The sequence below is a fragment of the Curvibacter sp. APW13 genome, from assembly GCF_032337135.1.
GTDB lineage: Bacteria > Pseudomonadota > Gammaproteobacteria > Burkholderiales > Burkholderiaceae_C > Allorhodoferax.
Genome location: NZ_JAVXZZ010000002.1, coordinates 426954 through 446329, shown reverse-complemented (window position 1 = coordinate 446329; position 19376 = coordinate 426954). Strand labels below are relative to the sequence as shown.

Below are 19376 nucleotides of genomic sequence, written 5' to 3'. Positions count from 1 at the left end.
CTTTTCTCCTGATTTGCTCAACAATGAATGGAAAACTATTGACTGATCCGTCCGTCGCCAGTCACGACATACAAACTTCCGGGGGATTGCAACCCCCGCTCGCCAGCCTTGCGGTAGTCGAACCGCAGACCAGACACCTCGATGGGCTGATTGGCCAGCACATAGCGCAGGCCCCTGCGTGTGGGGCCAGTACCGAGTTGCTTCAAGCCTTCCAGCGCAACGCGCGCCGCCAGATAGCCTTCGAATGAAGCCTCATCCACGACGACGCGCTCACCCTCCGCCAGCCGCTCCATGGCGGTTCGGTATTCACGCCCGACGACCAGGTGCGTTGCATTGGGAGAAGGCAGGCCACTGACCACACCCATGCCACGCGCGCCGTCTTTCAGCGCAGCGATCAGCTTGCGGGTACCGACATCGCTGTGCGCAACAAACAAGCCCTTGTAGCCCGCCGAGCGCATTTGGCGCACCAGGGCCTCGGTCATCTGGTACGAGCCCAGACTCAACACCGCTTCGGGCTTGCTGGCCATGAGGGCAGCCACCTGCGGGGCCAGTTCGATGCTGGTGTCGCCCACCTCGACCTGCGCCACCAGACTGACCTTACCGGACTTGACCGACTCGCGCAGCAGTTGCACCTGGCGCGCAGCATCCGGGCTGCGCGGCAGCACGACTGCCAACTGGGTAACGGACATGTTGGACAGCAGGCGCACCATGCCTTCCATGACTTCTTCGTCCCCACGACGCACCGGGAACACCCAACCCGCAGGATCTCGTACCTGCGACACCAAGCCTGTCGCCGCGCCGATGAGCGGGACACCATGGCTCTCCAGTACGGGCACCAAGGCCGCGACACTGGGCAGGCCCACGGCGCCGATCAAGCCGACGACCTGCTCGTCCGCAATCGTGGTGGTCAACGCGTCCTTGGCCTGAGCAACGGTCTCCTGCGGCACCGGAAGGGTGTCCAGCGCAACAAGATGCACCTTGCGCCCCGCAATTCCACCCGCACGATTGGCGTCTTCAAAGGCGGCGCGGGCACCGCGATAGTAGGAAACACCGACTTCAGCGAAGGCACTGCTCAATGGCATGAGCACGCCAAAACGAACGATGGAGGGGGTCACACCCGGCTCAGCGCTGGCCAACGAAAACGCAAGCAGGCCCATCAGGGCCATGCAGGTGCTCACGAGTCCTTTGGCAATTGTCGCTCCAGTGCGCATGGGTATGGCTTTCGTCGTCAAACGGGTGAATCGATACGAATCCAGGTCGTCTTGCATTCGGTGTACTTGTCAAACGCATGCAAGGACTTGTCGCGACCCACGCCGCTTTGTTTGAAACCGCCAAAGGGCACGGTGATGTCGTCCTCGTCGTACTGATTGACATGCACGGTACCCGCGCGCAAGGCGCGGGCCACACCATGCGCCTTGTTCAGGTCACGGGTCCAGACGCCGGCTTGCAGGCCATAGATGCTTGCATTGGCCTCCTTCACGACTTCAGCCACATCGGTAAAGGACATGACAGCCAGTACGGGGCCGAAAATCTCTTCCCGCGCAATGGTCATGGATGGCTTGACGCCATCGAAGATCGTAGGTTGCACGTAGCAACCGCCCGATTCCACCAAGGCCTGTTCACCACCGGCCACCAGCTTCGCTCCTTCGGACTTGCCACTCTCGATGTAGCGCAGGACCGTATCCATCTGGATCCGGTCCACCAGCGCGCCCATTTCGGTATCCGGCCGTGTCGGATCAGCGGGCGCATACTGGGGCACCAGTTCCATCGCCTTCTCCAGGAATCGGTCCTTGATGCTGGCTTCCACAAACAGGCGCGAAGGTGCGTTGCAGCTTTCGCCCTGGTTGAAGAAGATGCTGCCGATGGACGCCTCAACCGCACGATCGAGGTCAGGACAATCGGCAAAAACGATGTTGGGTGACTTGCCACCCAGTTCGGTCCAGGCACGCTTGAGGTTGCTCTGCCCTGCCATCACATGGATCTGCTTGCCCACTTTGGTGGACCCGGTGAAAGCGATGCAGTCCACGTCCATGTGCAGGGCCAGCGGCGAGCCCGCTTCGGGGCCAAAACCAGTGACGACGTTCAATACGCCAGCGGGAATACCTGCCTCCAGGGCCAGATCTGCCAGACGCAGAGCTGTCAGCGGTGACTTCTCACTCGGCTTCAAAACCACCGAGTTGCCGGCAGCAAGGGCTGGTGCGATTTTCCAGGCCGCCATGATCATGGGGTAGTTCCACGGCACGATGACGCCAACGATGCCAACCGGCTCGCGCGTGATCAAGGCCAAGGCGGTGCTGGGCGTGGGCGCAACTTCGTCGTAGACCTTGTCGATCGCTTCACCATACCAGCGGATACAGTTGGCGGCGCTGGCCACATCGACAGAGCGCGCATATTTCACCGGCTTGCCCATGTCCAGGGTTTCCAGCAATGCCAACTCGTCGGCGTGCTCTAGCACCAAGTCGGCAAAGCGCTGCATGAAGCGCTTGCGCCTGGCGGGTGCCAAGCCGCTCCAGCGCCGGTCGTCAAAAGCTCGTCTTCCCGCGGCTACCGCAGCATCCACATCGGCCTGGGAGCACCGCGCAACCTGGGTCAAGACGCGTCCATCGACTGGCGAAACACAATCGAAGCATTGGCCGTCCAAAGCATGCACGCGCCGACCATCCACCACGGCACGGCCATCGAACTTGAGGGAGCTGCCTTCTAGCGCTTCAGACATAGTTGTTCCATCTGCAGAGATACCAAGTGGCACCAATTTCCCATTGAAAACTGGCCTCACACATGAGCCCAATTGAAAAGGGGCGACTCGCCGGTCGCCCCTTTGATTGCATTGCAGCGCTGATTTAGAACGACAGCACGAGAGCAGTGCCAATGCGTGAACGCTGGCGTGTAGCGACGCCGTTTGTGTCAACGAAGTTGTGACCACTAGATTGGTCGATGCGGTACTCCACCTTCCACTGCGCATTGGAATTGATCTGGTAGTTCGTACCCAAGGTCAAACGCGTAAGGTTTGCACCATTGTCAACTTCACCCGCGTTCTCGATCGTTCCGTCTGAAGCACGTACAGGACCGAGGCCAGTGGCCGCGTCATCACCAGTCCTCGTCAGAGTGTTTTGAGTCGGTGTCGTGATCACATAAGTACCACCGCCGTTCTTGCTGTTAGCGAGATAGTCAGCACGTGCGATCAACTGCAGGCGTGGGGTAGCTTTGTAACCAACCAAAGCAGACAGTCCCGTCCACTCCGCATCGAGTTGAGCGCCAGAGGCGTCAGTGTTGGACGCTGCACCACGCATCCAACCAGCAGTAATTTGTCCATTGAACTGCCAGTCACCGTGTGTATACCCGCCGTCCAACGCCATGATGCGGAAGTTGCGATTTACGGATCCATGCAATCCGGATAGGCCAATGTATGCAAATTCGTTGATGAACCAGTCACCGCGATATGCCAGCGCCACACTACGGTCCTTAGTGCCATTGGAGTAGGTATTGGGGCTGCTGGTGTCGTTGTCCGTATCAATGGACGGGTCAACATTACCGATCATCCACTTCACGGCATACTTGCCACCATCCAAAGTGTGCGCCATGCCAAGGCCTTGATACTGTGTTGCACCTGCGAGGTCATACAGCGCGTTATGGCTGATCAACTGATTACCCAGCGTCGGATTGGCATTCGGAAATACGTACTCATAGCCCTGATAGTCAGGAATCACACCACCAACGACCCGGTGACCATCGGCAACTGGGATGGAAATAGATGCCTCGTGAACAAGGTTCTCCTGATTTGCGCCAGGGAGAATTCGCAGCGTCCAATCCACCCCCTCACCTTGCGTTTCTTTGGTGATCTGAACCATGCCATAGCCGCTGTAGGTTTTGTCGTCCAAGGTGGAGCCCGACGACGCACCGAAGTTATTGCTACCGATTTGAGAGTCGTAGCCGGCGCCGGCTTCAATCGTGCCGTTGATTTTCATGCCCTTGAAGCCAGTCTTCTCCGCCTCATCATCGGCCAGGTCCAGACGCTGTTCCAAGCGATTCACCTGCTGGGCAACAGCAGCGGATGCTGCTGGTGCTTCCGTCTTGGCATTGAGCGACTCTACCTTCTGTTGCAGCGCCTGCAGCTGCGCACGCAGCGCGGCAATTTCCTTTTGCAGATCGGCCTGAGACTGCGCTTGCGCGCTGACCCAAGGCATGGCTGCTGCGAGTGCAACAACCAACAGCTTCGACTTGAATTCCATCATCATCTCCTTTTGAAGTTATAAAACCAAAGAACCTATGCAGCCCGGTAGGCAGCCGCCATTTCTGCAGCCCTGCGCCTCTCAGCACGGGCAATCCAAACACTCGCCAAAATCACGCCAATACTGACGACAGCCACCGTCAGGGTTGCCACCGTGTTCACACTCGGGCTCAAGCCCAGACGGGCTCGGCTGAAGATGACGATGGGCATGGTGGTGGATCCCGGCCCCGACAGGAAGGCGGAAAGCACCACATCGTCCAAAGATAACGTAAAGGTCAGCAACCAAGCGGAGCCAATTGCCTGCGAAATCAAGGGTAAGGTGACTAGGAAAAACACCTGCAACGGGCGACAGCCCAGGTCTTGCGCGGCCTCTTCGAGCGATGGACTCATCTCCTGAAGACGGGACTGCACGACTACGGTCGCATAGGCCATACCGAGTAAGGTGTGACCCAACCACATCGTGATCAGGCCACGATCAGGAAATCCGAACAGCCGCTGCACCGACACCAACATGAGCAGCAAGGACAGACCCACGATCACTTCCGGCATCACCAGCGGTGAGTTGACCATACCGGCGAACAGGGTTCGTCCGGGAAAACGCTTGAAGCGGTGCAGCGCCAGACCAGCCAAGGTTCCCAATACAACCGAGGAACATGCTGTCGAGAATGCAATTTGGAAAGACAGTATTGCTCCATTGATGATTTCAGTGTCCTGCATCAGCGCGTGGTACCACTTCAGCGACCAACCGCCCCAGCTGGTCACCATTGGGCTGGCGTTGAAGCTCAGGATCACCAAGGTGGCGATCGGCAAATAGAGAAAAATGAAAACGGCGATCATCCAAATCTTGGATGTCCATTGCCCCATGGTCAGTTTCATGGTCGACCTCCTTGGGTGCTCTCAGCCTGGTATTTATTGAAAAGTGCGAGCGGCACGATGATCAGCAGAACCATGACCACGGCCACCGAGGCCGCCATAGGCCAATCGTTGTTGGAGAAGAACTCGTCCCACAGCACACGACCAATCATCAGTGTCTCTGGACCACCCAACAGTTCGGGGATCACGAATTCACCAATGCAGGGGATGAAGACCAGCATGGACCCAGCAATGATGCCGCTCTTGGACAGGGGAACGGTCACCATCCAGAATGCTTTCCAGGGAGTGGCGCCCAAGTCCTGCGCTGCCTCCAGCAGTCGCAGGTCCATTTTCACGAGGTTTGCATACAGAGGCAAAATCATGAATGGCAGGTACGTGTAGACCATGCCGAGCACCAGGGAAAACGGCGTGTTCATCATCTTGATGGGCTCGGATATCAGGCCCAGCGACAGCAGCACATTGTTGAACACCCCGGCATCGGACAACAGCATCTTCCATGCATACACACGAAGTAGAAACGATGTCCAGAATGGCAGCATCACCAGCATCAGCAAGGCCGGACGCTTGTCTGCCGGGCTGCGCGCCATGAAGTAGGCAAAGGGGTAGGCAATGCTCAGACAGATGAGCGTGGTGATCGCTGCGAACTTGATCGAGCTCAGGTAAGTCTGCAGATACAGGGTGTCCTGAGTCAAGCTGAAGTAGTTTCCGAAATTCAACTTGACGGTCAGCGCGTTGTCGGCAAAAGCCAACACGTCCTTGAAGAACACCACATCCATTTCGGACAGGCTGATCTTGAAGACCACCAGAAATGGAAGCAGGAAGAAGACCAGCAGGAACAGCATCGGAACACTGATGACGGCAGCCCGTCCCCAGTTCCCGCTGATTTTGTCGTAGAACGACAAGGGGTTGCGAATCGAGGTAGACATAGGCATTAACGTGTCAGAACCACCACATCGCTGCCGCACCACCAGACATAGACGCGGTCACCCCAAGTCAATCGAGTGAGGTCATGGCGCGCTGCGTTGGTATGCGTTACCTTGACCAGCATGCCACTATCGAGCTTGACATGGTACGTGGTCAGACTACCGAGATACGCAATGTCTTCGACCACGCCCTGCGCAACGTTGTGGCCAATTTCTGCGGGAGATTCACGCTCGACGTCCGACGGCGGCTCCTTGCCGATATCCATCTTTTCGGGACGCACAGCGACATGGACGGTCATGTCTGGCGTACCGGTGATGCCATGGCTCACATAGTGCTTGCATTCGGGCGAATCGATGACCACGTGATCAGGCTCATCAACCACGACCTTGCCCTTGAACAGGTTCACGCTGCCAATGAAGTCTGCAACGAATCGGCAATTGGGCGTTTCGTAGATTTCAGCGGGCTTGCCGATCTGCAGGATCTTGCCTTCGCTCATCACAGCGATGCGGGTCGCCATGGTCATGGCTTCTTCCTGGTCGTGCGTCACCATCACACAGGTCACACCGACCTGTTCGATGATATGCACCAGTTCCAGTTGCGTACGTTGGCGCAACTTCGCGTCCAGTGCCCCCAGCGGCTCGTCGAGTAGCAGCAATTTGGGACGCTTGGCCAAACTTCGGGCCAGCGCGACGCGCTGCTGTTGGCCGCCAGACAGTTGGTGGGGCTTGCGCTTGGCATACTGCTTGAGCTGTACCAATTCGAGCATCTGGGATACCCGAGCCTCGACTTCTTCCTTGGGCAGGCCGTCACGGCGTAGACCGAAGGCAATGTTGTCCCACACCGTCAGGTGCGGGAACAAGGCATAACTTTGGAACATCATGTTGATCGGGCGCTCATAGGGCGCCTGACCAACGATGTCCTCACCGGCCAGAAGAATCTGACCCGAGGTAGGGGTTTCGAACCCGGCAAGCATCCGCAACAAAGTGGACTTACCGCATCCCGACGACCCCAGCAGCGCAAAGATTTCACCTTGCTGGATGTCGACAGATACTTCGTCAACGGCGAATACATCACCGAATTGCTTGACGATGCGTTTGATCTGAAGGAAGGGCGCGCCAACGCGCGCGCTGGTACCACTTCCTGGATTATTTACGGAGGCCACAGAAATTTCCTTTGATGCTTGCTTGAACCGGGTACTAACCCCAACGATCACAGACCGGTTTTGAACCCGGTGAAGGTACGGGTAGCCAGACGACGGATATCGTTGGTCAAAGCCTTGGGGGGAACCATCTTGGCCATGTCCGCCGAGCTCGGGAACACTGCGGGGTTCTTAGCCACAGCTTCGTTGATGAACTTGCGTGATTCCTTGTTGGGATTGGCGTACTTCACCTTGTTCGAGATAGCTGCGTGGACCTCAGGACGCAGGATGTAATTGATGAACAGGTGGGCGTTCTTGGGATGGGAGGCGTCGGCAGGAATCGCCATCATGTCGAAGAACAACAAACCGCCGTTTTTCGGAACGAACGCGACAATGTCATTGCCATTCTTGGCATCGATGGCGCGCTGGCGAGCCTGGGCAATATCTCCACTCCATCCAAGTGAGAGGCACAACGCACCGCTGGCGAGGTCGTTGATGTAACCCGAAGAGCTGAACAAAGTGATATAGGGACGTACGGTCTTGAGCAACTCAGCAGCGTCCTTGTAGTCATTCGGGTTCTTGCTGTAGGGATCACGTCCGAGGAAATGCAAGGTGGCGGGAAGCACTTCGGTCGGTGCATCCAGCACAGAAACTCCACAGCTCTTGAGCTTGCTGACGTACTTCGGATTGAAAAACAATTCCCACACGTTTTCAGGAATTGGCTCGCCACCGAGTGCTGCCTTGACCTTGGCAGTATTCACGCCAATGGTCGTGTAGCCCCACAGCCAGTTCACCAGGTATTGGTTGCCGGGATCAACGCCATCTGCAATCTTGGCCTGCAGATCAGGGTCCATATTCTTAAGGTTGGGCAGCGCCGACTTATCGAGCTTCTGGAACAGGCCGCCATCGATCTGCATGCGGGCAAAGGTCGATGAAGGCACTACGAGGTCGTAGCCCGTCTTGCCTGCCACCAGTTTGGCGTGAACAATTTCGTTGTTGTCGAACGTGTCGTAACGAACCTTGATGCCCGTTTCCTTTTCGAAGTTCGCAATCGTGTCTTCAGCGATGTAATCCGACCAGTTGTAAATATTGAGGACCTTTTCCTCTTGCGCCATGGCACCGACTGCAGCCACGCTGGCGACACCGGCGACCGCCAGTGCGCGCATCAACTTACCTAACCATTTGGAACCTGTTGGATTCATCACTTGTCATCTCCTAGATTGATATGAAAACAGCGTTATCGCCACTACCTTGTGGGGCCGCTAGCGGCCCCGATCACCCGATACTTTGACCGCGTCCCCGGCCATTCGCATCAAATTATGCCAACCACCCCCTGGCCTGAACGTCTTCACGGGTCAGGTCAAGGCAATGCAAGATCAATGCCACCATTTCATCGATTTGCGCATGGGTCATGGTCAAGGGCGGAGCGATGATCATCCGATCACCAACCGCGCGCATGATGAGACCGTTTCCGAAGCAATGTCCGCGGCACACCATGCCGACCGACAGCGAGGGGGCAAAGGTTTGCTTGGACGCTTTGTCCTTCACCAACACCAAACCGCCCACAAAGCCACAGGTTTCCGCCAGCCCCACAAGGGGGTGCGCGGCAACCTCCTGGAACTTCTTCGCCAGATAGGGGCCTACATCGTCGCGAACCCGTCCGACCAGGTTTTCGCGCTCCATGATTTCCAGGTTCGCCAAAGCAACAGCGCAGGCAACCGGATGGCCACTGTAGGTGTAGCCGTGGTTGAACTCGCCGCCTTTTTCGATCAAGACGTCAGCGACACGGTTGCCCACCATCACTCCACCCAGCGGGATGTAGCCACTGGTCACAGCCTTGGCGAAGGTCACAAGATCAGGCTTGTAGCCAAACTTCTCGTAGGCAAACCAATGGCCCAAGCGACCAAAGGCACAAATCACTTCATCGCTGATCAACAGGATGCCGTACTTGTCGACGATGCGTTGGATCTCTCCCCAGTAGGTCGATGGGGGAATGATCACGCCACCGGCCCCCTGCAAGGGCTCGGCAATGAAGGCCGCAACCTTGTCCGCACCCAGTTCCAGGATTTTTTCTTCAAGCCAGCCGGCGGCGCGGATACCGAATTCTTCTTCGGACTCACCAGGGCGACCGTCTTCGAAGAAATACGGTTGGCCAATGTGGGTGATGTTCGGAATCGGCAGGTCCCCTTGGGCATGCATGCCGCTCATGCCACCCAGTGACGCGCCTGCCATGGTGGAACCGTGATAGCCATTGGTCCGCCCGATGATGATCTTGCGCTGAGGTTGACCCATCAAGTCCCAGTAGCGGCGCACCATACGCACGTTGGAGTCATTGCTTTCACTACCGCTGGACGAATAGAAGACGTGGGAAAAATGCCGATCCCCGACTCGGGGTGCAAGCGACGCCAGCTTGGCCGCCAGTGTGGCTGCTGGCACGTTGGTGGTCTGGAAGAAGCTGTTGTAGTACGGCAGTGCCATCATCTGGTCGTAGGCCGCCTGCGCCAACTCCTTGCGGCCATAGCCAGCATTGACACACCACAACCCACTCATCGCATCCAGTACGCGCTTGCCTTCGGAATCCCAGACGTAGATGTCTTCGGCTCGCGTCATGACGCGAGCACCCCGGGTGCCCAAGTCCTTGAAATCGGTAAACGGGTGCAGGTAGTGTGCGCTGTCGATGGCCTGAATGGCCTTGGTATCTACGGTTGTCATGGGAATTGCTCTTTCTCGGATCGAAACCATTACACGTGCAGCAGCAGATGCTCACGCTCCCAGGGCGAGATCACCTTCATGAACTCGTCGAACTCCAACTCCTTGATCTCCGAATACACCGTGATGAACTCCTTGCCCAGCACCTCGTGCAGATCAGTTTCCTTGCGCAGCCAATCCAGGGCCTCGCCCAGGCTCCGCGGCAAGGAATAGGCCGACAGGTAGGCGTCACCGCGCATTTCCGGCTTGGGCTTGATCTTGTTCTTGATGCCCAGGTAGCCACAGGCCAGGGTCATGGCCATGGCGACATAGGGATTGGCATCGGCTCCGATCACACGGTTTTCAACGCGACGGGCCGCCGGCGAAGAAATGGGCGAACGAATGCCCACGGTACGGTTGTCATAGCCCCATTCGATGTTGATCGGAGCCGCCGTGTTGCGTGACAGTCGGCGGTAGCTGTTCACATACGGTGCAACCAGCACCATGGCGGCCGGAATGTAGCGCTGCAGGCCACCAATGTAGTGCATGAACATGTCCGACGGCGTGCCATCTTCGTTACTGAACACATTCTTGCCGGTCTCCCTGCTCACCAGGCTTTGGTGCACATGCATGGCACTGCCGGGCTCGCCAGCAATCGGCTTGGCCATGAAAGTGGCGTACATGTCGTGGCGCAAGGCTGCTTCGCGTACCGTTCGCTTGAAGAAAAACACTTCGTCGGCCAGCCCCAGTGGATGGGCATGGAAGAAGTTGATCTCCATCTGGCCCGCACCCACCTCATGGATCAGGGTGTCGACATTGAGCTCCATCTTGTCGCAGTAATCGTAGATCTCCTCGAACAAGGGATCGAACTCATTCACTGCATCGATGCTGTAGGCTTGGCGCGAGGTCTCGGCGCGACCACTGCGACCGATAGGCGCCTTGAGCAAGGTGTTGGGGTCGGTATTGCGCGCAGTCAGGTAAAACTCCAACTCAGGCGCCACCACGGGCTCCAACCCCTCGGCAGCATACAGGTCACAGACGCGGCGCAGCACGCTGCGCGGCGCGAACGGCACCAGCTTGCCCTCATGGTCAAAGCAATCGTGGATCACCTGCGCAGTCGGGTCGGTGGCCCAGGGAACGATGCGCACCGAGGACGGATCCGGACGCAACTGCATGTCGCGGTCAGTGGGCTCGATCACATCGTAGTACGGACCACTCTCCGGAAACTCTCCTGTCACCCCCATGGCCACGATGGCCTGCGGCAAGCGCATGCCGCGGTCTTCGGTGAACTTGGCGCGGGGAAGGATCTTGCCACGCGCCACCCCAGTCAAGTCAGGCACCAGGCACTCCACCTCGGTCACGCGACGTTCGTTGAGCCACTGCTCGAGATCATTGAAATTCATGGATTTGCTATCGGTCATATCGTCCTCCTACCGCGCTGAAAGGGTCGCACTGTTGCTAGACACCCGTTGTTCGTATCGTTGACGGCATGCTGCCCCAAAGGCACTCAGCAGGGCTTCATAAAAATGATTTTCTGCAGGGCGCCACTCTGGGTGCCACTGCACACCACAGGCAAAGCCCCCACCCTCTTCCATCTCAAAGGCTTCGATGAGCCCATCAGGCGCATAGGCCACCGGGCGCAATCCGGTAGCCAACCGGTCCACCCCCTGACCATGCAAAGAATTGACATGAACGACCTCACCCCCCGCAAGACGAGCAATCTGCGAGCCCGGCTCGAGGCGCACTTCATGTGCCAGCCCATATTGCCGCAGATAAGGCGCACCCGACTCCTCCCGATGGTCCAGCAAGCCGGGCTGCGCATGCACTTCCTGCAGCAAGGTGCCACCCAGCGCCACATTCATCTCCTGGAAACCGCGGCAGATGCCCAACAAGGGGATCTGTCGGCGAAGACAGGCCTTCACCAATGGAAGCGTGAGTGCATCACGCTCGGTATCGAGCCACATGCCTTCATAGGCCATCTCTGCACCAAAGTGCGTGGGGTGAACGTTGGATGGCGAACCAGTCAGCAAAACGCCGTCCACCAGATCCAGCAAGCCCTCGATATCCGCCTCACGCGCCAAGGGAAACACTGCAGACTGCGCACCGCAATAGCCATTCACAGCCTGGGCATACTTGTCGCCCAAGACCCAGAAAGGCATCTTCTCGGCCCGGTCTCCGAGCCAGCGATGGTCCGCAGGTAGCCACACCAAGCTTGGGGGCTTATGCATACATGTCTCCGTTTTGTTTTCAGCAATTGTGGAGCAAAATTGGTATGTCGTGGGAGCCATTTACCCCTACATCATGGTGCCACTGCTGTAAAGTGGCACCATTCAGGCTGGATACCCGAGGAAACAAACAAAACCATTTCTACACCATGCTCTCTGAACTACTACTGACCGAGATCGCCCGTCTGAATGACAAGGACGAGCTGCCACTCCACCGGCAACTGTACGAAGCATTGCGCCGTGCCATGCTCGACGGCAAGCTCGCAGCAGGTGACCGTCTGCCGTCGAGTCGCGAGTTGACCGCCGACCTGAAACTTTCACGCAATACGGTGGTGGCCGCCCTGAGCCAACTCAGTGTCGAAGGCTACCTGGTGAGTCGCGTCGGCAGTGGAACCTATGTCAGCGACACCTTGCCGCGCGCCACGAATCGCCCCCGCTCCGGCACCACCGCCACACACCCCGACGACCTGTCCGAACGCGGTGTTTCGCTGTCAAGCTCCTTCTGCGCAACGCAGTTGGAGGTGCAGCCCTTCACACCGGGCATTTGTGACTTTTCCGCGTTCCCGGTGGCCCTGTGGCAGCGGCTGCAGAACAAGCATTGGCGCATGACCTATCCCGACATGCTGGACTACAGTTCCAGTGGTGGCTATGCGCCCTTGCGCCGTGCCGTCGCGGACTACCTGCGCGTCTTCCGCAGCGTCCCACTCGATGTGGACCAGGTCATCATCACCAGTGGCACCCAGCAGTCGCTGGAGCTGTGTGCGCAGATGCTGGCTGATCATGGCGACACGGTATGGATCGAGGACCCGGCTTATTGGGGCGCCGTCAAGGCCTTCATGGCTACCGGATTGAAGCTGCACCCGGTGCGCGTTGACGAGCAGGGAATCGCCCCCACCAGTGACGATGAACAGGCCGCACCCCGCATCATCTACACCACGCCAAGTCACCAATATCCCACAGGCGCCGTCATGTCATTGGCGCGCCGGCAACAACTGCTGACGCTCGCTGCGGCCCATAACGCCTGGGTACTGGAAGACGACTACGACAGCGAATTCCGCTTCAGCGGCCCACCCATTTCATCACTGGCGGGACTCGACCGCGAAGAGCGCGTGCTGTACCTGGGCTCGTTTTCCAAGGTGCTCTACCCCGGACTCAAACTCGGCTACCTGGTGGTGCCCAAGCGCCTGGTCAGCGCATTCAAGCAAGCCCATTACGATCTCAACCGTCCGGGACAGATGCCATTGCAGGCCGCTCTGGCCGAATTCATCGAACTGGGCCATTTCGCCAGTTCGCTGCGCCGTGCCCGCCAAAGCTATGCCCAGCGCCGCCAGTGCCTGCTGGAAGCGCTGGCCCCCTGCCTCGCCGATGGCAAGACCCAGATCAGTGGCGCCGAGCAAGGCCTGCACCTGTGTCTGCGCCTGCCCCCCGAAGTGGACGATCGTGCCTTGGCAGAGACCCTGGGACAAAAAGGCATTCTGGTGCGTCCGCTGTCGGCCTATTGCCTGCAGCGCAAGGACCTGCGCGGGCTGGTGATCGGCTATGGTTATGCGACGCTGGAGGACATCCAGCGCTATGGGCCGGAGCTGGCCCACATGGTGTGCCAGGAGTTGCGAAAGTTCAGTGCCTAGCGTGCTGATTCACAGCATGTCCATGATCTGGTGATAGGCCATCCCGAGCACCAGGCTCGGGGTGCGCAACCATGTTCCCCCGGGGAACTTGCGGTGCCTGAGTCGGGCAAACACGTCCAGCCGCTGGGCCTGACCACCGATGGCCTGTGCAACCAGACGACCAGCCAGGCCTGTGATGGCCACACCGTGCCCGCTGAAGCCCTGGAGGTAGTACAGGTTGGAGCCGAGGCGTCCAAAGTCCGGTGCGCGATTCATGCTGATGTCCACGAAGCCGCCCCACACGTAGTCGATGGGCACACCCGCCAACTGAGGAAAAACCTGGGCCAAGCGTTTGCCCATGACTTGCTGCAAATCTGCGGGCGTTCTGGCCGAGTAGCTTACCCGCCCGCCAAACAGCATGCGACGGTCCGCGCTGAACCGGTAATAGTCCAGCACGAAGTTGTTGTCACAAACCGCAGCGTTGCTCGGAATCAGACGCTGGCACAGGGCAGCATCCAGCGGCTGGGTTCCGATGATGTAGGTCCCCACCGGCATGATGCGCGCCGCAATCTCCGGAGCAACACGTGGACCGTGTTCGGGCAAGGTGCAGTTTCCAGCCAGTACGCCGTAACTGGCGGTCACCGACCCCTTGGCAGTGCGCGCCACAACCGAGTCGCCCCGCTGCAGGTCTGTCACAGCACTGTACTCATGGATCTTCACACCCAGCGACTGCGCCGCACGCGCCAGACCCAACCCGTATTTCAGTGGATGCAGGTGACCCGATCGCCGTTCATAGGCCGCGGCCTGGTACAGCGGGCTGTCGATCAGACTACGCGTTTGCGCCCCTCGCACGAATTGTGACTTCAAACCCCAGCGGTCTTCCATCGCCCGCATATCCGCTTCCAGAGCCCGGGCTTTGCGTGCCGTCTCGGCCACATACAGATATCCAAACTCGCGGTCACAGTCAATGCCGAACTGCGCAATGCGCTCGTCAATGAGATCGACCGCCTCCAGGGACATCTCCCAGGCCAGACGCGAGGCTTCAGGACCAAGCTGCGCATCAAACGGCCCCTGCCCGCTGGCATAACCCACGATGGCCTGCCCGCCATTGCGCCCGGACGCACCGCTGCAAATCCGGTCTGCCTCCAGGACCACCACCGTCATCCCCCGCTGTGCACATTCGATGGCAGCGGACAGGCCGGCAAAGCCCGCGCCAATCACGACCACATCAGCCCTCACATCGGAGTCCAGCGGCGCAAGCGCTGCCGTGCGTTGCACGCTAGCCTCGTAGTAGCTGCGCTGATTGAGTTGTGTATCGGACTTCAACAACATGATGGTTCCCTCAAAGCAGTGTCGTGGCGAATAGGCACCCCGGGGGGAAGCCTGCCCTGCAAACCATTCATCCTAGGGTATCGTCATGGATAAGGCTGGTGCCAATTGCTAGCTGCAGGGACATCCAATGCCGTCTTGCGCAGGGCGCACCACCGTGACCGTACTCGTGTACGCTCGTCGCTTCCGGCCATTCAAATGATCCCAATGCATCCTTCCGACCATGCTGAACTCCACCGCCCCTGGCTGGCGTATCTTTGTCTTGGGGGCAGCATGGCCATGGTCGGGAGCTACGTGGCCTTGTCCAAACCACTGGTCGGCATTTTTCCGGTCTTCCTATTGGCTTGGCTGCGCTTTGGCATCGCCGCCGTTGCCATGTTGCCCTGGCTGCGCCGCCCTGCCAATGAGGCCCCCATGAGCACGACCACGCGGCGCCTCGTGTTTCTCGAATCGTTTCTTGGCAATTTCCTGTTTTCGATCTGCATGCTCTATGGCGTCAGCATGACCAGCGCCGTATCCGCAGGCGTCATCATGGCCAGCATTCCGGCGGTCATCGCACTCCTGAGTTGGTGGTTCCTGGGCGAGCGGATTCACGCCCGCGTCGGCGCCGCGGCCACACTTGGGTTTGTCGGCATGGCCTTGCTGTCGCTATCAAAAAATGAGCTGTCCACGCAAGATATTCCTGGGGTTCAGGCCGATTTCACCCACAAGGCATGGATAGGGAACCTGCTCGTGTTCGCTGCAGTGGTATGCGAGGCATCGTATGCCGTCATCGGCAAGCGCCTCACCGGGGCGCTCGGCCCGCGTCGCATTTCGGCCCTCATCAACCTGTGGGGCCTGGTACTGGTCACACCGCTGGGCCTATGGGCAGCCTGGTCGTTCGACTTTTCCAGCGTCACCACCGGTGCTTGGCTGTTGCTGGTGTTCTACGCACTTGCGGCGAGCGTGTGGACCGTGTGGCTGTGGATGACCGGACTGCGCAGCGTCCCCGCCGCTCAGGCAGGTATCTTTTCCGTCTTGCTGCCGGTCTCTGCCACGGTGGTAGGCGTCACGGTGCTGGGCGAAAAGCTGCTACCGATGGAAATGGCTGCCTTCGGCGTCTCTATCGCTGGCATCTTGCTTGCCACCTGGCCCGCCAAGTCGCCCGCTACAGCGGCTTGACCGAGATCACCATGCCGTCTTCGTCGGCGTACAGCCAATCACCAGGGCGCACCCACACGCCCTGCACCTGAACGGCGACCTCGCTTTGACCCTCACCGCGCTTTTCGGTGGGCAAGGGCATCGACGCCAAGGCGCGAATGCCGACTGGCTGCTGCGCCAATTCGGCCACATCACGCACACAGCCATCGATTACCACGCCAGCCCAGCCATTGCGTGCTGCAGCTGCCCCCAGGTTGCCACCGAGCAGGGCACGGCGCAGCGAACCGCCGCCGTCGACCACCAGCACCTTGCCGACGCGCCCCTCAGGCGTGTCCACATACCCCACGCTATCGACGGCCGCCTTGACCAGGGTGTTGTCCTCGAAACACTTCACCGTCTGTACAGGGCCTTGAAAGCGACGCTGTTGACCGAAATCGCGAAACACCGGAGGCAGAACGCGAAAGTCGCCCGAACTGTCGTTCTTGTAGGCATCACACAAATCGCAAGTGGCAAGGTGTTTCGTCATCGCATGACCTTCAGAGTGGAAATGGCGACGATTCTCCAATGAAAAAACAACATTTCGCGATGATTTTTCCTTGCATTCGCTTGGAAAGCAGCATATTTGCCATTAGCATGTGCCGTATCAGTGGAGAGCGCCTGCTTTCACTGGTGATCAACCAACGATTCTTAAGGACATTCGACTATGGCAACTGCAAAAAAGGCTGCTCCCGCAAAGAAGGCCGCCGCTCCCGCAAAGAAAGCTGCTCCCGCCAAGAAGGCCGCTGCACCTGCTAAGAAGGCTGCTCCCGCCAAGAAGGCCGCTGCACCTGCTAAGAAGGCTGCTCCCGCCAAGAAGGCCGCTGCACCTGCTAAGAAGGCTGCTCCCGCCAAGAAGCGCACCCCGAACGCAGCTTTCATGAAGGCGCTGACACCCAGCGCCGCACTGGCTGCCATCGTTGGCAACAAGCCTCTGCCCCGCACCGAGGTGGTCAGCAAGCTGTGGGACTACATCAAGAAGAACAAGCTGCAGGACGCCGTCAACAAGCGCATGATCAACGCTGACGCCAAGTTGAAGGAAATCTTCGGCAAGGTTCAGGTGTCGATGTTCGAAATGGCTGGCCTGATCGGTAAGCATTTGAAGTAATACACTCCTCACCCACGAGTGCCAAGGCCAGCGCTTTCGCTGGCCTTTTTCTTTGGGCGTCATGGAAAACCCTTGTCTTCCTTCAAGCTGCCCCTGCCCCAGCGCCGATAGAATCCCGCCCTTGCTGCGCCAAAAGCGCTTTTCAACCCCCTCGCGGAGACTCCACACCACCATGCTGCGATTTCTCTTGACGCGCCTGAGCTTGGTCATTCCTACATTCATCGGAATGACGTTGCTGGCGTTCTTCCTCATTCGCCTTGTCCCTGGCGACCCTATTGAAACCCTCGCAGGCGAGCGCGGCATCGACGCCGAACGGCACGCGGTTCTGCTCAAAGAGTACGGGCTGGACAAACCGGTACTGGTGCAATACGGCATCTATATCGGCAAGGTGCTGCATGGTGATTTGGGCAAATCCATCATCACCCAGGCTCCGGTGCTGCAGGAGTTTGCTGCCTTGTTTCCGGCCACCATCGAACTGGCCCTGTGCGCCATCCTGTTTGCACTGTTGATCGGCATCCCTGCGGGCATCCTCGCTGCGGTGAAGCGCAACTCATTTCTGGACCACGGCGTCATGGGGGTCTCGCTCACGGGCTATTCGATGCCCATCTTCTGGTGGGGTCTGCTGTTAATCCTGCTGTTCTCCGTGCAGCTCGACTTGACCCCGGTATCGGGGCGGATCGCGGTCCAGTACTTCATCGAACCCAAGACCGGATTCCTTCTGATCGACTCGCTTCTCAGCGGCGAAGAAGGTGCTTTCAAATCCACCGTTTCACACCTGATCCTGCCGACCATCGTTCTTGGGACCAACCCCTTGGCCGTCATTGCACGCATGACCCGCTCGGCCATGTTGGAAGTGCTGGGTGAAGACTACATCCGCACAGCACGTGCCAAAGGCCTGTCCACTTTGCGCATCGTGGGTGTCCACGCCCTGCGCAATGCCCTGATCCCGGTCATCACTGTCATCGGCCTGCAGGTCGGCGTGTTGTTCACCGGTGCCATCCTGACCGAAACCATCTTCTCCTGGCCTGGTGTTGGCAAGTGGCTTATCGAAGCCATCAGCCGACGCGACTACCCCGTGCTGCAAGGCGGCATGTTGCTGTTGGGCGTCGTGGTCATGACCGTCAACCTTCTGGTGGACGTCGCCTACGGCATCATCAATCCCCGGATCCGGCACCAGAAATGAGCACCACCACACCGAATGCAGCGGATCGCGCTGCCCCTCCCTCGCCTTTGCGTGATTTCTGGCGCTATTTCAGCGCCAACCAGGGGGCCGTCATTGGCCTGTGCATTGTGATCGGCGTCATGCTGATGGCAGCCCTGGCGCCGTGGATTGCGCCCTATGAGCCCAATGTGACCGACAACTCCGTATTTCTTGTCCCCCCAGCGTGGCAGGCGGGCGGCTCGAGTGCGCACCTCCTGGGTACCGATGCCATCGGACGCGACATCCTCTCGCGACTGATCCATGGCGCAAGGCTATCATTGGTCATCGGCGTGGCCGTGGTCACCCTGTCGGTTGTTGCGGGCACGGTGCTGGGTCTGCTTGCCGGCTATTTCCGCGGCGTGTTCGAAGTTGCTGTCATGCGCGCCATGGACATCATCTTGACACTGCCGAGCTTGTTGCTTGCCATCGTGATCGTAGCCATTCTCGGCCCGGGCCTGATGAACGCCATGCTGGCCGTGGCCATCGTGGTACTGCCGCATTACGTGCGCATAACGCGGGCAGCCGTCATTTCCGAAGCATCGCGCGACTACGTCACTGCTGCCCGCATGGGTGGCGCCGGCCACATCCGCCTGATGTTCAGCGAAATACTGCCCAACTGCACGGCACCCCTGATCGTCCAGGCCTCACTCGGCATTTCGACCGCCATTTTGGATGCTGCTGCCTTGGGCTTCCTGGGCCTGGGCGCACAACCACCGGCTCCCGAATGGGGCACGATGCTGGCCGATGCACGCGAATTTGTCTTGCGAGCCTGGTGGGTGGTGACATTCCCCGGCCTGGCCATCCTGATCACCGTGTTGGCCTTCAATCTTCTGGGCGACGGTTTGCGCGACGCGCTCGACCCCAAACTGAAACGTTGAG

Annotated in this window: 17 protein-coding genes; 5 read left to right on the top strand and 12 right to left on the bottom strand. The window is 58.9% G+C overall.

The genetic code is table 11. The features are described from left to right. Window positions 1–35 precede the first annotated feature (35 nt). The 10 genes from RQP54_RS10380 to RQP54_RS10335 form a co-directional block, all read right to left on the bottom strand. Window positions 36–1178, bottom strand: coding sequence for an ABC transporter substrate-binding protein (locus RQP54_RS10380; protein ID WP_315678193.1), 1143 nt, complete (start codon window positions 1176–1178; stop codon window positions 36–38). 50 nt (window positions 1179–1228) lie between these two features. Further along, a complete protein-coding gene (locus RQP54_RS10375) occupies window positions 1229–2716 on the bottom strand; it encodes an aldehyde dehydrogenase (protein WP_315678192.1) in 1488 nt (495 codons plus the stop codon). 124 nt (window positions 2717–2840) lie between these two features. Continuing rightward, window positions 2841–4229, bottom strand: coding sequence for a DUF3138 family protein (locus tag RQP54_RS10370; protein WP_315678191.1), 1389 nt, complete (start codon window positions 4227–4229; stop codon window positions 2841–2843). A 35-nt stretch (window positions 4230–4264) separates the two neighbouring features. Continuing rightward, a complete protein-coding gene (locus tag RQP54_RS10365; protein ID WP_315678190.1) occupies window positions 4265–5104 on the bottom strand; it encodes an ABC transporter permease in 840 nt (279 codons plus the stop codon). After that, window positions 5101–6027, bottom strand: coding sequence for an ABC transporter permease subunit (locus RQP54_RS10360; RefSeq protein WP_315678189.1), 927 nt, complete (start codon window positions 6025–6027; stop codon window positions 5101–5103). Before RQP54_RS10360 ends, RQP54_RS10365 begins: the two co-directional genes overlap by 4 nt. 5 nt (window positions 6028–6032) lie before the next feature. Then, window positions 6033–7187 (bottom strand): ABC transporter ATP-binding protein, encoded by a 1155-nt coding sequence (locus RQP54_RS10355; protein ID WP_409997551.1) that lies wholly within the window; start codon window positions 7185–7187, stop codon window positions 6033–6035. 47 nt (window positions 7188–7234) lie between these two features. Next, window positions 7235–8365 carry a polyamine ABC transporter substrate-binding protein gene (locus RQP54_RS10350; protein WP_409997569.1) on the bottom strand — a complete coding sequence of 377 codons (1131 nt, stop codon included), beginning with the start codon at window positions 8363–8365 and terminating at the stop codon, window positions 7235–7237. A 115-nt stretch (window positions 8366–8480) separates the two neighbouring features. Continuing rightward, window positions 8481–9875: an aspartate aminotransferase family protein gene (locus tag RQP54_RS10345; RefSeq protein WP_315678188.1), complete on the bottom strand. Its 1395-nt coding sequence runs from the start codon at window positions 9873–9875 to the stop codon at window positions 8481–8483. A 29-nt stretch (window positions 9876–9904) separates the two neighbouring features. After that, window positions 9905–11272 (bottom strand): glutamine synthetase family protein, encoded by a 1368-nt coding sequence (locus tag RQP54_RS10340; RefSeq protein ID WP_315678187.1) that lies wholly within the window; start codon window positions 11270–11272, stop codon window positions 9905–9907. 9 nt (window positions 11273–11281) lie between these two features. Then, a complete protein-coding gene (locus RQP54_RS10335) occupies window positions 11282–12079 on the bottom strand; it encodes a gamma-glutamyl-gamma-aminobutyrate hydrolase family protein (protein WP_409997568.1) in 798 nt (265 codons plus the stop codon). Between the two features lie 146 nt (window positions 12080–12225). On the opposite strand from RQP54_RS10335, the gene RQP54_RS10330 reads away from it, so the two are divergent. Then, window positions 12226–13704: a PLP-dependent aminotransferase family protein gene (locus RQP54_RS10330; protein WP_315678185.1), complete on the top strand. Its 1479-nt coding sequence runs from the start codon at window positions 12226–12228 to the stop codon at window positions 13702–13704. Window positions 13705–13713: 9 nt separating this feature from the next. Here RQP54_RS10330 and RQP54_RS10325 read toward each other — a convergent pair whose 3' ends face one another. Next, window positions 13714–15015 carry an FAD-binding oxidoreductase gene (locus RQP54_RS10325; protein ID WP_315678184.1) on the bottom strand — a complete coding sequence of 434 codons (1302 nt, stop codon included), beginning with the start codon at window positions 15013–15015 and terminating at the stop codon, window positions 13714–13716. A gap of 204 nt (window positions 15016–15219) precedes the next feature. Here RQP54_RS10325 and RQP54_RS10320 point away from each other — a divergent pair, with 204 nt between their 5' ends. Continuing rightward, window positions 15220–16173 (top strand): DMT family transporter, encoded by a 954-nt coding sequence (locus RQP54_RS10320; protein WP_315678183.1) that lies wholly within the window; start codon window positions 15220–15222, stop codon window positions 16171–16173. Here RQP54_RS10320 and rraA read toward each other — a convergent pair. Next, complete coding sequence (rraA, locus tag RQP54_RS10315) at window positions 16160–16678, bottom strand: ribonuclease E activity regulator RraA (RefSeq protein ID WP_315678182.1); 519 nt, start codon at window positions 16676–16678, stop codon at window positions 16160–16162. The two genes, RQP54_RS10320 and rraA, sit on opposite strands and share 14 nt — an antisense overlap. A 177-nt stretch (window positions 16679–16855) precedes the next feature. On the opposite strand from rraA, the gene RQP54_RS10310 reads away from it, so the two are divergent. The 3 genes from RQP54_RS10310 (at window position 16856) to RQP54_RS10300 (ending at window position 19375) form a co-directional block, all read left to right on the top strand. Then, complete coding sequence (locus tag RQP54_RS10310) at window positions 16856–17296, top strand: SWIB/MDM2 domain-containing protein (RefSeq protein ID WP_315678181.1); 441 nt, start codon at window positions 16856–16858, stop codon at window positions 17294–17296. A 172-nt stretch (window positions 17297–17468) separates the two neighbouring features. Beyond that, window positions 17469–18479 (top strand): ABC transporter permease subunit, encoded by a 1011-nt coding sequence (locus RQP54_RS10305; protein WP_315678180.1) that lies wholly within the window; start codon window positions 17469–17471, stop codon window positions 18477–18479. Further along, window positions 18476–19375 (top strand): ABC transporter permease subunit, encoded by a 900-nt coding sequence (locus tag RQP54_RS10300; protein WP_315678178.1) that lies wholly within the window; start codon window positions 18476–18478, stop codon window positions 19373–19375. The genes RQP54_RS10305 and RQP54_RS10300 overlap by 4 nt, the downstream gene beginning before the upstream one ends. Window position 19376: the final 1 nt, after the last annotated feature.

Bases quoted from the DNA above. Each gene is read 5' to 3' on its own strand.
- RQP54_RS10320 (WP_315678183.1), top strand. From the start codon at position 15,220: ATGCATCCTTCCGACCATGCTGAACTCCACCGCCCCTGGCTGGCGTAT.
- RQP54_RS10305 (WP_315678180.1), top strand. From the start codon at position 17,469: ATGCTGCGATTTCTCTTGACGCGCCTGAGCTTGGTCATTCCTACATTC.
- RQP54_RS10325 (WP_315678184.1), bottom strand. From the start codon at position 15,015: ATGTTGTTGAAGTCCGATACACAACTCAATCAGCGCAGCTACTACGAG.
- RQP54_RS10340 (WP_315678187.1), bottom strand. From the start codon at position 11,272: ATGACCGATAGCAAATCCATGAATTTCAATGATCTCGAGCAGTGGCTC.
- RQP54_RS10375 (WP_315678192.1), bottom strand. From the start codon at position 2,716: ATGTCTGAAGCGCTAGAAGGCAGCTCCCTCAAGTTCGATGGCCGTGCC.
- RQP54_RS10365 (WP_315678190.1), bottom strand. From the start codon at position 5,104: ATGAAACTGACCATGGGGCAATGGACATCCAAGATTTGGATGATCGCC.
- RQP54_RS10345 (WP_315678188.1), bottom strand. From the start codon at position 9,875: ATGACAACCGTAGATACCAAGGCCATTCAGGCCATCGACAGCGCACAC.
- RQP54_RS10310 (WP_315678181.1), top strand. From the start codon at position 16,856: ATGGCAACTGCAAAAAAGGCTGCTCCCGCAAAGAAGGCCGCCGCTCCC.
- RQP54_RS10330 (WP_315678185.1), top strand. From the start codon at position 12,226: ATGCTCTCTGAACTACTACTGACCGAGATCGCCCGTCTGAATGACAAG.
- RQP54_RS10350 (WP_409997569.1), bottom strand. From the start codon at position 8,365: ATGAATCCAACAGGTTCCAAATGGTTAGGTAAGTTGATGCGCGCACTG.
- RQP54_RS10335 (WP_409997568.1), bottom strand. From the start codon at position 12,079: ATGCATAAGCCCCCAAGCTTGGTGTGGCTACCTGCGGACCATCGCTGG.
- RQP54_RS10300 (WP_315678178.1), top strand. From the start codon at position 18,476: ATGAGCACCACCACACCGAATGCAGCGGATCGCGCTGCCCCTCCCTCG.
- rraA (WP_315678182.1), bottom strand. From the start codon at position 16,678: ATGACGAAACACCTTGCCACTTGCGATTTGTGTGATGCCTACAAGAAC.
- RQP54_RS10360 (WP_315678189.1), bottom strand. From the start codon at position 6,027: ATGTCTACCTCGATTCGCAACCCCTTGTCGTTCTACGACAAAATCAGC.
- RQP54_RS10370 (WP_315678191.1), bottom strand. From the start codon at position 4,229: ATGGAATTCAAGTCGAAGCTGTTGGTTGTTGCACTCGCAGCAGCCATG.